This window comes from Micromonospora palythoicola (assembly GCF_036689795.1).
Classification (GTDB): Bacteria; Actinomycetota; Actinomycetes; order Mycobacteriales; family Micromonosporaceae; genus Micromonospora; species Micromonospora palythoicola.
Genome location: NZ_JBAGKI010000002.1, coordinates 146,493 through 160,783, shown reverse-complemented (window position 1 = coordinate 160,783; position 14,291 = coordinate 146,493). Strand labels below are relative to the sequence as shown.

Here is a 14,291-nt window from a genome sequence, read left to right as displayed (position 1 = left end):
GCACTTCTACAGGCGTAGAAGGGTGGTCGCCGTGACGGAGAGACATGCGGTCGTGGCCGGTGCGGGCATCGGCGGACTGGCCGCCGCGCTCGCCCTGCACCGACAGGGCTGGCGCGTCACCGTGCTGGAGCAGGCCCCGCAGCCGCGCGAGGTCGGCGCGGGAATCACCCTGATGGCCAACGCGGTACGCGGGCTGGAGACCCTCGGCCTCGGCACCGAGGTACGCCGGTTGGGGCGCGACGGGGCCACCGGCGGGTTGCGCACCGCCGACGGGCGCTGGCTGTCCCGGGTGGACGCGGCCGACCTGGAACGGGTCCTCGGCACCACCGCGCTCGGCATCCACCGGGGCGCCCTGCACCGGGCGCTGCGCGAGGCGCTGCCGGCCGGGGCGCTGTGGACCGGTTGCGCGGTGTCGGACGTCGACCCGGCCAGCGGCAGGGTGCGCTACCAGCGCGGCGGTGCGTCGGCCGAGATGTCCGCCGAGCTGGTGGTCGGCGCCGACGGGCTGCGCAGCGCGCTGCGTACCCGGCTCTGGCCGGACAGTCCACCACCGGCGTACTCGGGCTCCACCGCCTGGCGGGCGGCGATCGCCTTCGACGGGCCGGTCCCCGCGGCGGTCAGCTGGGGGCCGGGCAGCGAGTTCGGCATGGTCCCGCTCGGCGGTGCGCAGGTCTACTGGTACGCCGCGATCCGCACCCCGTCCGGCGGGCACGCCGCCGACGAGTTGGCCGAGGTACGCGAACGCTTCGGCCACTGGCACGACCCGATACCGGCACTGCTCGCCGCCACCGGAGCTGACGACGTGCTGCGCAACGACCTCTACCACCTGGCCACACCGCTACCGCACTACGTGCGCGGCCGGGTGGCCCTGCTCGGCGACGCGGCGCACGCGATGACCCCGCATCTGGGGCAGGGCGCCTGCCAGGCGATCGAGGACGCGGTCACCCTGGGCGCGCTCGCCGGTCCGGAGGTCGACGTCCCGGCGGCGCTGCGGGCGTACGACCGGCTGCGCCGGCCCCGCAGCCAGGCCATCGCCCGCGCGGCCGCTCGTACCGCGCGGTTCGGCCAGGAACTGCGACATCCGGCGGCCATCGCGGTCCGCAACGCGATGCTGCGCCTCACGCCGAGCCGGATGGCGCTGCGGGGTATGGCCCGCCACGCCGACTGGCAGCCACCACGACCCGCCTGACACCGGAGCCGACGCGACTCGATCAAGTAATTGTGGTCAACCTTTCAGAATATCGATTCCGTCGGTTCGTGACCTCGGCCGAATGTGACGGGATCCCGGTAAGATCGGCGACTGGCATGTGACTGATCGCTGACTGATGACTCGGACGGCGAGAGCACACACTGAGCCCATGAATTCGAGGCTCGGTCGCTTCAGCGCACTCCGCGGCGCGGCGTGCCTCGTGCTGGTGGCGGCCCTATCCGGCTGCATGCAGCTCAATGCCGGGCTGACCGTCAACGCCGACGACACGGTCAGCGGGCAACTTCTGCTCACCGCCGAGCGGAACGTCCTGACCTTGAACAACAGGCCGGTCGAGGCGGGCTTCGCCGAGTTGCGGCAGAACATACCGGCGCTACCCGCCGGACCGGAGACCCGATACGAGGACGACACCCACTTCGGATCTCTGATCGACTATCGGAACGTTCCGCTGCACCAATTCGACAGCGAAAGCCTGAGCATCGTCCGCACCGACGACCGGTACGTGTTCACCCTTCCGCTGGACCCGAAGAAGTACGGCGGAAAAGTGGCGGAACAGGACCCCCAGAATCAAGAACGATTCATGTTGCTGATGTCGTTCGAGATAGCGGTGACCTTTCCCGGCCGCGTCCTGGACGCGAGCACCGGCGGTCAGGTCAACGACCGCACCGTCACCTGGCGGGTCAATCGCAACGAGCAGAAGCCCGCCGAGCTGCGCGCCGTCGCCGAGGCGCCACCGCGACCGTCCTCGGCGGCGGGTGCGGACTCCGGCGGCGGACTCCCCTGGCTGCTGATCGGCGTCGGCGCCGTGGTGCTGCTGCTGGTCGCGGTGCTCGTCGTGGTCCTGCTCCGCCGCTCCGCAGCCGGCGGTCCGCCGCCCGGCGGCGGCACCCCACCGGTCGGCGGACCCGCGCCGGTCACGCCGGCCACCACGAATCCCGGCCCGCCGGACGCCGGCTGACGACCGGCCGGCCGCCGCCGTCGGAGGACGGCGGCTCACCCACACCCCACCCGGCAGTACGCAACACCGAAGGGCGATCGGCGATGAACGATCTCTTCACCTGGGCGGCCCTGGGCAGCCTCACCGGAGCCAGCGCCGCGACGCTGCTCACCACGAACGTCATCGGCGGACTCATCGGCCCCAGCGCCGACAAGGCCCGCAAGTGGATCGCGCTGGGCATCGCGCTCGCGCTGTCCTACCTCACCGCCGCCTTCGCCACCGACGCGGGCGCCGAGAAATGGATCATCGCGTTCTTCAACGGCCTGGTCATCTTCTCCGCCGCGCTGGGCATCAACCAGCTGCCGCCGGGCAACCGGCAGGCCACGCCGATCCAGCTGGCGCAGGGCAACGAGCCCCGGTTCATCCGGTCCTGGGCCTGAGGGGAGCCGGCCATGGTCTTCGGAATCCTCAGCGCCGCCGTGCACGTCGCCACGGGCGCCGTCCTCGGCCAACTCCTCGGGGGTGGCGTCGGGCTGCTCGTCGGCGCCGGCATCGGTCTGCTCGTCGGCGCGGTCTTCGGCTGGGCCGTCGCCGCGGCCGAGGTCTACGCGGCCAGCCCACGCGGGGTGTTCCTCTTCATCGTGGATCACACCTGGAGCCTGCTGAACACCCTCGTCGGCGCGATCTATCTGGCTCTGCACCTGGTGTTCGGTCACTCGCTGGACCGGGCCACCTCCCGGCACAGCTGCCGGGTGAACGTGGTCGAAGGGGTCTCCCCGCGCTACGCCACCACGCTCGGCACGGTCTGCGCCGGCTCCGGTCCCGGTATCCAGCGACACGAGGACGTGCACATCTTCCAGGCCCGGCTGCTCGGTCCGCTGTACATCCCGCTGGTCGTGGCCAACTACGTGCTGTTCACCATCGCGCCGATCTGGCTGCTCTACCACGACCACACGGGGGCACCGATCAACCGCTTCACCCGGTACTTCGAGATCGGCGTCTACCCGCACGTGTGGAACGAGGCCATCGCGTACCGGATCCAGGGGACGCCGCCGCGATGACCGACGACGGTCCGATCAGCGCGGCCACCGCCGAGGTGGCGGCGTGGTTGGCCGGGGCGGTGGGAGACACCGTCCCGGTCGGCCCGCCACGACCCGACGCCGACCCGGGCCGGTTGACCCTGTGGCCGCTGGAGATCCGGCCGGCCCGGCAGACCCGGGGCACCGGCGGACCCGAACCGTACCGGTTCACGGTGCGCTACCTGTTGGCCGCCGGTGGCCCGGAGTCCCTGGCCACGCTGGACCGGGTGCTCGTCGCGGCCACCGCCGCGGACGCTCGCACGCTGGTGCTGGAGGCCGGCGACCCGGCACTGTGGGCGGCCTTCGGCACGCCGCCCCGGCCGGCGGTGCTCATCGACGTGCCGGTGCAGATCACCCCGCCGACCCGGCCGGCACCACCCGTCCTGCGACCGCTGCGGCTGCGGCAGCTGGAGATGGTGTCCCTCGACGGACGCGTCGTCGGTCCGGCCGAGCAGCCCCTCGCGTCCATGCGGGTCGAGGTCGTCGGCCAGCCGAACGCGACGCGGACCGACTCGGCCGGACGTTTCCGGCTCGTCGGCGTCCCCCACGACCCGGACCGGCCGGCACCGGTCCGGCTCCGGCTCACCGGTCGGGGGCAGGTGCTCACCGCCGAGATCGACCCGGCCGAACCCGACATCGTCATCGTCTGCGCGCCACCGACACCCTGATCCGCCGACCCGACCCGCACGGGAGGAACCGATGCCCACCTACTTCTCACCCGGCATCTACGTCGAGGAGGTGCCCAGCGGTGCCCGGCCGATCGGACCGGTCGGCACCAGCACGGCGGCCTTCGTCGGGGTCGCGCCGGACCGCACCGCCCACCTCGGCGCGGCTCTCGCGGTGAACAACTGGACCGACTTCCTCCGCCTGTACGCCGACGGGGACCAGTTGGAGAGCACCCCGCTGGCCCGGGCCGTCTTCGGCTTCCTGGACAACGGCGGCACCCGCTGCTGGGTGGTGAACGTCGGCGAGGGCGGCGCGGTCTCCGGCACCGGCCGCAAGCGCGCCGGCCTGGACCTGCTGGAAGCGGTCGACGAGATCTCCATCCTGGCCGCGCCCGGCTTCCACGACCCGGTCTCCCACGAGGCGTTGCTCAGCATGGCCGAGCGCACCCGCACCATGGTCGCCATCTGCGACCCGGCACCCGACATCGACGACATCTCCACCCTCACCCGGGTCGCCACGCCCGGCTCGGGCCGCCCGGCGAAACCGGCGGACACCGACGATCCGGCCGCCGCCAGCGGATCCGGCGGTGGGGGCGGTCCGGTGGCCCACCGCCCCCGGCAGTCCGACTTCGGCGCCCTCTACTACCCGTGGCTGCGGGTCCGTGACCCGCTCAGCGGCGAGTTGGTGCTCACCCCGCCGAGCGGGCACGTGGCGGGCATCTGGGCCCGTACCGACGCCCTGCGCGGAGTGCACAAGGCGCCCGCCAACGAGCCGGTACGCGGCGCGGTGGACCTGGGCCACCTGGTCACCCGGGCCGAGCACGACGTGCTCAACCCCAAGGGGGTCAACGTCATCCGCTACTTCCCCGGGGAGGGCATCCGGGTCTGGGGCGCCCGCACCCTCGCCGCCGAGGCCAGCGAGTGGCGTTACCTCAACGTCCGGCGGCTCTCCATCGCCATCGAGCAGGCCATCGCCAACGGCACCCGGTGGATGGTGTTCGAGCCGAACGACTACACGCTGTGGCGGTCCATCCGGCGGGACATCGGCGCCTTCCTCACCCGGGTGTGGCGCGACGGGGCGCTGCTGGGACGCACGCCGGAGGAGGCGTTCTTCGTCAAGTGCGACGAGGAGACCAACCCGGCCGACGTCCGGGACGCGGGGATGGTGGTCGCCCACATCGGCATCGCCGTGGTCAAGCCCGCCGAGTTCGTGGTGTTCAAGCTGAGCCAGTGGGCCGGCGGCACCGAGACCGAGACGATTGGAGGCTGACATGCCGACCACCGCCACCCCCCAACCGGGCACCCCGGTCGACCCGTACCGGGCGTACAACTTCAAGCTGCTGGTGAACGGGGTGACGAACGGCCACTTCACCGAGGTCAGCGGCCTGGAGGTGAACATCCCGGCGGTGCCGTACCGGGAGCAGGGCAACGACCGGATCCGGATGGTCCCGGGCCAGGTGGAGTACGGGCCGGTCACCCTGCACTTCGGCCTCACCGCGTCGCGGGAGCTGTGGGACTGGGTGCACGCGGTCGCCCGAGGCACGGTCAGCCGCCGCAACGTCTCGGTGGTGCTGCTCGACGCCGCCGGCACGGCGGAGGTGCTGCGCTGGAACCTGATCAACGCGTGGCCGACCAACTGGCGCGGCGCCCACCTGAACACGCTCGGGCAGGAGATCGCCATCGCGGCACTGACGCTGCGCTACGAGAGCCTGGAACTGGAGGCCGGCGGTGCCGCGCCGACGCCCGCGTAGCTGGCTCGCCGACCGGCTGCGGTCCGCGGCGGCCACCGTGGACCGCCTCGCCGGTGCGCTCGACTCCCCCACCCCGCCGGCGCACGCGGTCGCGACCGCCCCGGGCCACGTCGATCGTCGGCCCCGGCGACCGGGGCAGCCGCCCGAGCACTGGCTTCGGGTCGTCACCGCCCATGCCCCTGGCCTGCTGCGGGACCTGGCCCTCGACCCGTCGCCGGACGCCGGGGCAGCGCCGGCCGACGCGTACCACCATGAGCCGGGCCACCCCGAACCGGACGACGACGGCCGACCGGACGTCGATCCCGCCGGCCCGCCGGACCGGGGTGGCGCCGAGGGCCCGGAGCACCGATCCGGGACGTCGCTCGGCGCGGCCGGCCGGTACGCCCAGCGCCCCGACACGACGGCCGAGCCAGGCGCGGTCACCGACGTGCACCCCCGCTCGACGGCCCCCTTCCCGACGTCCGGCCCGACACCGGAACCCCACTCCCCCACTCCCTTTGCTCTGCTTCACTCCACGCATCACCCGACGTCCGCTATCCGGACGTCGACAAGTGCGCAGGTTGAAGCAGAGCAAAGGGGCCGAAGGGGGATGTCCCGGCCCACTCCGGCGACAGCCGAGCCGGCGGGGCCGGTCGGGACCAGCGGACCAGGCGGACCAGGCGGACCAGGCGGACCAGGCGATTCCGACTGGTCGGGCGGGATCCGCCGGCAATGGAGCCGAGAGGTGGAGGAGGCACCAGCGGCGACAGCCGCGACGGTTGGCCCGCGCGGGGCCGCAGCGTCAACGGCGGGTCGCCGCCCCACCCAGCCGGCGGGAAGATCGACGGCGACGAACCAGGGCACCAGCGGGGACCGGCCGCTTCCGCCCGCCCCGACACCCCGACGCCCCGATCCAGCGGGCGGCCCGCCTGCCGACCCGGCGGGCCGGCGCACCATCCCGGCGGGCCGGCCCGTCGACATGGCCAGCCCGCAGTCTGCCGGGTCGGACCGATGGGCGGTCGGGCCGTTGAACAGTCCGGAGCCGACCTCGGCCGGGGCCGTCCCGGGGCACCGCGCGGCGCTCCGGTTGGTCACCGGGCGGCAGCAGACGGCCGGCCCCGACCTGCCGGGCGGCGACGGCGGGGCGGGACGAACGACCCGGCCGGGCGACCGACGCTGGTACCCCGCCGGATCTTCCACCGGCGACGGGCGCTGGCCCGGCAGTGGGCTACCCACCGGCGACGGACGCTGGTCGGTGGGCGCGGACGCCCGCTGGCCGGACCTGGAATCGTCGCGCACCGCGGCCGACCCGTGGCCGGCCCTGCCCGACGACCGGGCCCTGTGGTCGGTGTCCGGACCGGCCGACGGCGACGGGCACCGGACACGGCGGCTCGACGGGGAACAGGCGGGTGGCTGATGCAACGGGTGGCCTTCCTCATCGACAGCGGCGAACGGATCGACTGCCTGCTCAACCCCGAGACGGTGCAGGTGACCCGCCTCGCCGGGGTGCGTCAGCGGGGTGGCGCCGACGGTCAGCTCACCGGCGTCGGGCTGGCCGACGACCCACTGCTCTTCACCGGCGGCGGCCGCACCGAACTCGTGCTGGATCTGCTCTTCGACATCGACTTCGCCGAGGGGCAGGTGCGCCCGACCGACGTACGGGCGCTCACCCGACCGCTCTGGATGCTGGCCGAGAACTCGGCGGTGGAACACGGTTGGCTGCGGCCCCCGCTGGTGCGGATGGTCTGGGGCAAGACCTGGAACGTGCCCGGTGTGATCGTCGCGGTGGCGGAGCGCTTCGACGCGTTCACCGCCACCGGCTCCCCGCGCCGTTCCTGGCTGCGGCTCAAGCTGGTCCGGGTGGCCGAGGACGCCCGCCGCGCCGAGGAGGGGTTCGCCGAGGAACTGTCCGCCGCGCAGACCCCCACCGTCGCCCCGGGCACGGCCGTGGTGGCCGCCGGCGACGGCACCGCCGCCGACACCTCGGGCGTACGCTTCGACCTGCTCGCCCACGACGCGCTGGGATCTCCCCTGCGGTGGCGGCTGCTGGCCGAGCACAACAGGATCACCGACCCGCTGGCCGTGCCCGCCGGCACCGCGCTCGCCGTACCGCCGCTGCCCGGCACCGCACCGCCGGGGACGAGCAGCGCGGACTCCTCGGGGAGCGGCTCGTGACCGCCGCCGCGCCCCGGGCGCTCACCGTGCTGCTCGGCGGCAGACCGCTGCCCGACGCGGTGACCGGGCAGGTCACCTCGGTGCGGGTGGCCGCGCGACTGGACCTGCCCACCCAGTGCGAGGCGACGCTGCGCACCGGGCCCGGCACCGCCGCGCTGACCGGGCCGGTGCGGATCGGCGCGAGCCTGGACGTCCGGCTCGACGGCCACCCGGAGGCGCTGTTCACCGGGGAGGTCACCGCCGTCGAGGTCGAGTACGCCGCCGACGGTACGGCCGTCCTGCGGGTCCGCGGGTACGACCTGCTGCACCGGCTGCGCAAGCGGCAACGGATCCGGGTCTTCGAGTCGGTCACCGCCGCCGAGCTGGCCACGGAACTCTGCGCCGACCTGGGGTTGCGCGTCGAGGCGGAGGTCGACGGCCCGCACCTCGACCGGCTGCCCCACCACCGACCCAACGACCTGGACCTGCTCGTCGACGTGACCGGACGGGCCGGGCTGCACCTGAGCCTCGACGGTGACGTGCTGCGACTGGTCACCCTGGACGGTTACGGCGAGCCGATCGCTCTGCAACTTGGCCGCGACGTGCACGGCCTGCGGTTGTCGGTGAACGCCGACAGCGCCGCCGGGGAGAGCGCGGTGCTGGGCTGGCACCCGCAGCGCGCCGAACCCATCGTCCAGCGGGTGGAAACCCCCCGTTGCGGGCGCCGCACCCCGGCGGATCCCGATCCGGCCGAGGTCGGCGCGGACGGCCCGCGTACCGCCCTGGACCAGCCGGGGCGCAGCGACGACGAGATCGCCGCGCTGGCCCAGGCGCGGCTCGACACCCGGGCCGCCGCCCTGGTCACCGCCGACGGGACCGCCGAGGGCACGCCCGCGCTGCGGCCCGGCCGACGGATCCGGCTGACCGGGGTGGCCGAGCCGGTGGCCGGCACGTACGTGGTGACGGAGGTGGTGCACACCGTCGACGCGAACGGTCACCTGAGCCGCTTCTCGACCATGCCGCCGCCGGCGCCGCGTTCCGGGTCGCCGGCACCGGCGGTGGTCACCCTCGGCACCGTCACCGACGTGACCGACCCCGACGGTCTGGGCCGGGTACGGGTGGAACTGCCCGCGTACGGCGGGGCGGACGCCGGCTGGCTGGCGGTGCTGTGTCCGGGCGCGGGACGGGGCAAGGGACTCGTCGCGCTGCCCGACCCGCAGGACAGCGTGCTGGTGGCGCTGCCCGGTGGTGAGCCGACCGCCGGCGTGGTGCTCGGCTCGCTGTTCGGCACCGTCGAGCCGTACGACACCGGGGTCGACGACGGGCGGGCCCGGCGCTGGTCGCTGCGTACCGCCGGTGGTCAGCAGGTGGTTGTCGACGACGTGGCGCGCAGCCTGCGGCTGAGCACCGACGCCGGCAGTTGGCTGGAACTGACCCCGCAGCTGGCCACCCTGCACGCCGCGACGGATCTCGTGCTGTCCGCGCCGGGTCGGGCGATGGTCGTCCGGGCTCGCAGCGTCGACTTCCTGCACGCCGAGGCCGTCGAGGACGCGCGGACCGCCGCCGAGCAGGCCCGGGCGCTCGCCCGCGCCCACCACGAAGGAGGCAGCTGATGCGCTGGATCCACCGCGACTCGGTGATCAGGTGCAGCCACGACGGCCGGGTCCGCAACCGGGCGTCCCAGGGTTGGGTCACGGTGGCCGGCGTACCGGTGCTGGTGGCCGACGACCCGAAGGGGCGGGAGATCGTCGCCTGTCCGAACTACGGCGCCACCGTCAAGCCGTGCACCGGCACCGAGGCGGTGCGGGCCGGCTACAGCGACTGGGTGCGCGTCAGCGGCCGGCGGATCGTGCTGTCGCACCTGTCCGGGTTCACCAACGGCAGCCCGCCCGGCCAGTTCACCTACCGGGTACGCGACCCCCGGCAGCGTTTCGTGGGGGCCGACAAGTGAGGGCGATCCGGTTCGTCGGTGCCGGCTTCGACCCGGGTCAGGGCGGTGGGCTCGGGTTGACCGCGGCCGGCGGCCTGGCGATGACCGACGGCGACGAGACGGTACGCCAGGCGCTGTTCCTGCTGCTGTCGACCACGCCGGGCGAGCGGCTGATGCGACCCGGGTACGGCTCCCGCCTGCACCGGCTGGTCTTCGCGCCCAACGACGACACCACCGCCGGGCTGGCCATCCACTACGTCCGCGCGGCCATCGCGCGCTGGGAACACCGCATCGACGTGCTCGACGTCGACGCCGGACCGGATCCCGACGACCCGTGGCGGCTGGTGATCCGGCTGGACTACCGGATCCGGGCCAGCCTCACCCCCGGTCAGCTGGTCTTCTCGGTCGACCTGCTGCCCGCCGACGACGACCCGCCCGGCGGGCCGACCACCGGCCCGGACATCGAGGAGGCACGATGACGCTGCCCGTGCCGCACCTGGACGACCGGAGCTTCCTCGACCTGGTCACCGAGGCCCGGGACCGGATCCGGCAGTCCTGCCCCGGGTGGACCGACCTGTCCGCGCACGACCCCGGTGTCGCGCTGCTGGAGGCGTTCGCGCACCTCACCGAAGTGATGATCTACCGGCTGAACCAGTTGCCGGAGAAGGCGTACGTCGCCTTCCTCAACCTGCTCGGGGTGACCCGACACCCACCGGCGGCGGCCTGGGCGGACGTCCGGTTCACCCGCACCGGCCCGGACGAGGCCCCGCTGCGGATCCCCGCCGGCACCCGGGTGGCCGCCGCCCGGGGGGCCGACCCACGGCCGGTGGTCTTCGTCACCTGCGAGCCGGCGCTGCTCGCCGCCGGGCAGCGCGAGGTGACCGTCCGGATGCACCACTGCGAGCCGGTGGAGGCGGAACTGCTCGGCGTCGGCACCGGACAGCCGGGGCAGGTGCTGCGCGCCGGGCGGGCGCCGCTGGCGCGTACCGCCGAACCACTGGACCTGCTGCTCGGGGTCGAGGTGCCGACCGGTTCGGTGGAGCTGGGTGCCGCGGCTCGGGAACACGACGGGCGCACCTTCGAGATCTGGCGTGCGGTGGACAGCTTCGCCGGGCTCGGGCCGCAGGACAAGGCGTACCTGGTGGACCGGTGCTCCGGCACGGTGACCTTCGCACCGGCGCTGGACCTGCGGGTCACCGACGACGGGACGGCGCACTCCGGCGACGGCGCGGTCGCGGCGGTGCCACCGGCCGGCCGGCAGGTCCGGTTGTGGTACCGCGCGGGCGGCGGACCGGCCGGCAACGTGGCCGCCGGCACCCTGACCAGCCTGCGTGACCCGCTGCCGGGGGTGAAGGTGGTCAACCCACTGCCGGCGGCCGGTGGGCGGGAGCTGGAGGCCATGGAGTCGGTGCTGCTGCGCGGGCCGTACGCCTTCTTCGCCCAGCAGCGCGCGGTGACCGCCCGGGACTTCGAGGTGCTGGCCACCGCCTCCGGCGGGGTGACCCGGGCCCGTGCCTTCACCCGGGCCGCCGTCTACAGCTTCGCCCGCCCCGGCGAGGTGGAGGTGGTACTGGTGCCGCAGGTGCCGGACGGCGCGCGGCCCGGCGGCCGACTGCCGGTGTCGGTGTTGCGGGAACACGAGGTCGAGGAGGTCCGGTTGCGGGTCGAGGCGGACCTGGAGCGCCGCCGTTCGCTGGGGACCGCCTGCCGGGCCAGCTGGGCGCGGTACAAGGCGGTGTCGATCCGGGCCCGGGTGGTGGTCCGCCGGGAGGAGGACGTCGAGGCGGTACGCCGACGCATCCACGACCGCCTGCACCAGACGCTCAGCCCGCTGCCGAGCACGCTCAACCCGACCGGGTGGGCCTTCGGCGAGCCACTGCGGGCGTCCAACGTGTACCGCCTGCTGGAACACGCCGAGCCGGGGGTGCGCTACGTCGAGTCGGTGCGGTTCGAGGTCGACGAGACACCCGACAGTCACGTGCGTACCCTCGCGGCCGACCAGTACCAGCCGCGCACCTGGTACGCCGGCAGTGGGGCGGTGCTGTTCCGCTCGACGAACGCGGGGGCCGGTTGGGAGCCGGCGGGACGCTTCGACGACGGGGAGACCGTGCAGCGGGTGGTGCCGGCGCCCGCGCCGGTGCGACCGGGCATCGTGCCGCGGGCCGGTTCGGTGGCGGTGGCGACCGTACGCAGCGACGGCGGCTCCCGGGTGCACCTGAGCACGGATCTGGGTGAGACCTGGTCGCTGCTGGCCGACCTGGACTCGCGGGTCGGCGACCTGGCCTGGATCGACCGGGACGGCGCGGGCGCGCTGCTGCTCGCCACCGACACCGGCCTGTACGAGGTGTCCCTGCTGCCCGGTTCGGTGCCGTTGCAGATCCTGGTCGACCCCGCCGACGCCGACCGGGGCTTCTACGCGGTGCGGGCGTTCGTCTCCGAGCGCGGCGCGGCCGGGGTGGCGGTGGCCGCCCAGGCCGGTTTCGGGGTGTACCTGTCCGGCAACGCCGGTCGCCCCGGCAGCTTCAGCCACGTGGGTCTGGCCAACGTGGACAACCGGGTCCTCGCCGTGCAGTACGACGGACCGGCCACCCTGCTGTGGAGCGGTACCGGCGAACCGGATCCGAAGCGACCCGGCCAGGGCTGTTTCCGCGCCCGGCTGTTCGAATCCGACGTGAAGTGGCAGGCGCTGTCGGCGGGCTGGCTCGGCGGCACCTGCCGGGACCTCGCCTTCAGCGGCCCGCTCGCGCTGGCCGCGACCCAGAGCGGCGGGGTGCTGCGACTGGACACGCTGTCCGCACAGCCGCAGTGGACGTCGGTGTCGGTCAACTGCGGGCTGCCGCTGCGCGACCGGACCCGGTTCATGCCGGTGGACACGGTCGCCGCGACCGGCGCGGCGGACCGCCTGGTGCTGGCCGGCGGGGAACGCGGCGTGCACCGCAGCGGCGACGCGACGGAGTGGTCGGCCAGCGCCAACCAGGCCACCGCCGACGTGGTGACCGTTCCGGACACCTGGCTGCTCTGCTCCGGCGAGCACGACATCGAGGTGGTGCGGCAGGATGCGACGAGCGGGCATTGAGCGGCTGCTGCCCGCGGCCTACCAGCGGGCGGCCGGGCCGGGCAGCGTGCTGGGGGCGCTGCTGGACGTGATGGAGGCGTTGCACGCCCCGGACGAGGCGGTGCTCACCGAGATCGACGCGCTCTTCGCGCCGTACCGGGCACCGGCGCCGATGGTGGCGTACCTGGCCCGGTGGGTCGCGATGGACCATCTGGTCACCGCGCCCCGGCGGGACGTCCCGCTGCCGCTGCCGCTGAACCGGCTTCGGGATCTGGTGACGCACGGCGCCGCGCTGGCCGCCTGGCGGGGCACCCCGGACGGTCTGCGTACCGCCCTGGAGTTGGCCACCGGAGCCACCGGGTTCGTCCTCGACGAGCCAGCCGATCGACCGTTCCACCTGGTCGTCCGGGTGCCCCCGGCCGCCGCCGACCAGCTGGCCCTGGTCGACCGGATCGTGGCGGCGGAGAAGCCGGCCGCCGTCACCGCCGAGGTCACGGTCGGCGACGCCCCGGCCGAGCGGGCGGTCGGACGGGCCAGCGTGCCGTCACCCGTCGTCGCACCGTCATCCGCCGTTTCCGCTCCCGAGGAGCCGTCATGAGCACCGAATGGACCGTCGTCGCCGCCGCCGAGCAGTTCACCCTGGACGCCCGCAACGCCGGTGAGCTGACCTTCACCGTCTCCAACCCGGGCGTCGCGCCGGACACCGTGGTGTTCGACGTGGCGCCCGGCGAGGGCACCCAACGGCCGTGGTTCACCGTCACCGAGCCGCAGCGGGTGGTACCGGCCCAGGGTTCGGTGTCGTTCCTGGTCCGCCTGGCCGTGCCGCCGGGCACCCCGCCCCGGCGCTACGACATGACGGGGTTCGCGTACTCGGCGAACACCGCGCCGGAGGAGAGTTCCCGCTCCAGCGGCCGGGTCACCTACGAGGTACGCGCGGTGGCGCCGCCGAAGCGTACGCCCTGGCCCTGGATCGCCGCGGCGGCGGCGCTGGTGCTGGTGGTCTCGGCGGTGGTGGTGTTCCTGGTGACCCGCGGCGACGAGCCACCGCCGCAGGCGCAGGTGGTGACCGTCGAGGCGGAGACCCTGGCGACCGGGACGCGGGTCGAGTCGCCGTCGGGTTCCGGGGCCAGCGTGCAGGTGCAGCCGAACTGCTGTGAGGTGACCTGGTCGCAGGACGCCCAACTGTTCTTCCTCGGTCGTGCGGTGAACGACCGGATGACCGTGACGGTTGAGCTGCCCGCCGAGGCGACCTGGCAGTTCTCCGCCGTACTGACCACCTCGTTCGACTACGCCAACACGGTCTTCCTGATCGACGGCCGGCAGGTCGGCGACCCGTTCATCGGCTTCAGTCCGAAGGTGCGGGTCACCGACTGGGTCGACGTGGGTCGGGTGCGGCTCGGCCCCGGGACGCACGAGGTCACCCTGGTCGTGATCGGCAAGACGCAGAGCACGAACCGCTACTTCGCCGGCGTCGACCAGTTGCGGTTCACCGAGGTCGGGTCGGAGGACCAGCGGTGACCGTGAACGGAGGGCG

General features: G+C 74.0%; 15 protein-coding genes. All 15 read left to right on the top strand.

Annotated features, from left to right (window positions below):
• The first annotated feature begins 31 nt into the window (after window positions 1–31).
• The 15 genes from V5O40_RS01805 (at window position 32) to V5O40_RS01735 (ending at window position 14,275) form a co-directional block, all read left to right on the top strand.
• Window positions 32–1,189: an FAD-dependent monooxygenase gene (locus V5O40_RS01805; RefSeq protein ID WP_332903783.1), complete on the top strand. Its 1,158-nt coding sequence runs from the start codon at window positions 32–34 to the stop codon at window positions 1,187–1,189.
• Window positions 1,190–1,358: 169 nt separating this feature from the next.
• Entirely contained in the window at window positions 1,359–2,165 is an 807-nt protein-coding gene (locus tag V5O40_RS01800) for an LppM family (lipo)protein (protein ID WP_332903782.1), read from the top strand.
• Between the two features lie 83 nt (window positions 2,166–2,248).
• Entirely contained in the window at window positions 2,249–2,584 is a 336-nt protein-coding gene (locus V5O40_RS01795; RefSeq protein ID WP_164450182.1) for a hypothetical protein, read from the top strand.
• Window positions 2,585–2,596: 12 nt separating this feature from the next.
• Entirely contained in the window at window positions 2,597–3,205 is a 609-nt protein-coding gene (locus V5O40_RS01790) for a glycine zipper family protein (RefSeq protein WP_332903781.1), read from the top strand.
• Window positions 3,202–3,891, top strand: a complete 690-nt coding sequence (locus V5O40_RS01785) for a carboxypeptidase regulatory-like domain-containing protein (RefSeq protein ID WP_332903780.1) — start codon at window positions 3,202–3,204, stop codon at window positions 3,889–3,891. The genes V5O40_RS01790 and V5O40_RS01785 overlap by 4 nt, the downstream gene beginning before the upstream one ends.
• A gap of 31 nt (window positions 3,892–3,922) precedes the next feature.
• A complete protein-coding gene (locus V5O40_RS01780; protein WP_332903779.1) occupies window positions 3,923–5,158 on the top strand; it encodes a phage tail sheath family protein in 1,236 nt (411 codons plus the stop codon).
• Between the two features lies 1 nt (window position 5,159).
• Window positions 5,160–5,639 carry a phage tail protein gene (locus V5O40_RS01775; RefSeq protein WP_093402636.1) on the top strand — a complete coding sequence of 160 codons (480 nt, stop codon included), beginning with the start codon at window positions 5,160–5,162 and terminating at the stop codon, window positions 5,637–5,639.
• Between the two features lie 1,006 nt (window positions 5,640–6,645).
• Window positions 6,646–7,035, top strand: coding sequence for a hypothetical protein (locus V5O40_RS01770; protein ID WP_332903778.1), 390 nt, complete (start codon window positions 6,646–6,648; stop codon window positions 7,033–7,035).
• Window positions 7,035–7,793, top strand: a complete 759-nt coding sequence (locus tag V5O40_RS01765; RefSeq protein ID WP_332903777.1) for a CIS tube protein — start codon at window positions 7,035–7,037, stop codon at window positions 7,791–7,793. Before V5O40_RS01770 ends, V5O40_RS01765 begins: the two co-directional genes overlap by 1 nt.
• Window positions 7,790–9,385: a phage baseplate assembly protein V gene (locus V5O40_RS01760; protein ID WP_332903776.1), complete on the top strand. Its 1,596-nt coding sequence runs from the start codon at window positions 7,790–7,792 to the stop codon at window positions 9,383–9,385. Before V5O40_RS01765 ends, V5O40_RS01760 begins: the two co-directional genes overlap by 4 nt.
• Window positions 9,385–9,723, top strand: a complete 339-nt coding sequence (locus V5O40_RS01755; protein WP_332903775.1) for a hypothetical protein — start codon at window positions 9,385–9,387, stop codon at window positions 9,721–9,723. The genes V5O40_RS01760 and V5O40_RS01755 overlap by 1 nt, the downstream gene beginning before the upstream one ends.
• The gene (locus tag V5O40_RS01750) at window positions 9,720–10,181 is read left to right on the top strand and encodes a GPW/gp25 family protein (RefSeq protein ID WP_332903774.1); all 462 of its coding nucleotides are present in this window, start codon (window positions 9,720–9,722) and stop codon (window positions 10,179–10,181) included. Before V5O40_RS01755 ends, V5O40_RS01750 begins: the two co-directional genes overlap by 4 nt.
• A complete protein-coding gene (locus V5O40_RS01745) occupies window positions 10,178–12,778 on the top strand; it encodes a putative baseplate assembly protein (RefSeq protein WP_332903773.1) in 2,601 nt (866 codons plus the stop codon). Before V5O40_RS01750 ends, V5O40_RS01745 begins: the two co-directional genes overlap by 4 nt.
• Complete coding sequence (locus V5O40_RS01740) at window positions 12,759–13,355, top strand: phage tail protein (protein WP_332903772.1); 597 nt, start codon at window positions 12,759–12,761, stop codon at window positions 13,353–13,355. The genes V5O40_RS01745 and V5O40_RS01740 overlap by 20 nt, the downstream gene beginning before the upstream one ends.
• Complete coding sequence (locus V5O40_RS01735) at window positions 13,352–14,275, top strand: hypothetical protein (protein WP_332903771.1); 924 nt, start codon at window positions 13,352–13,354, stop codon at window positions 14,273–14,275. Before V5O40_RS01740 ends, V5O40_RS01735 begins: the two co-directional genes overlap by 4 nt.
• Window positions 14,276–14,291: the final 16 nt, after the last annotated feature.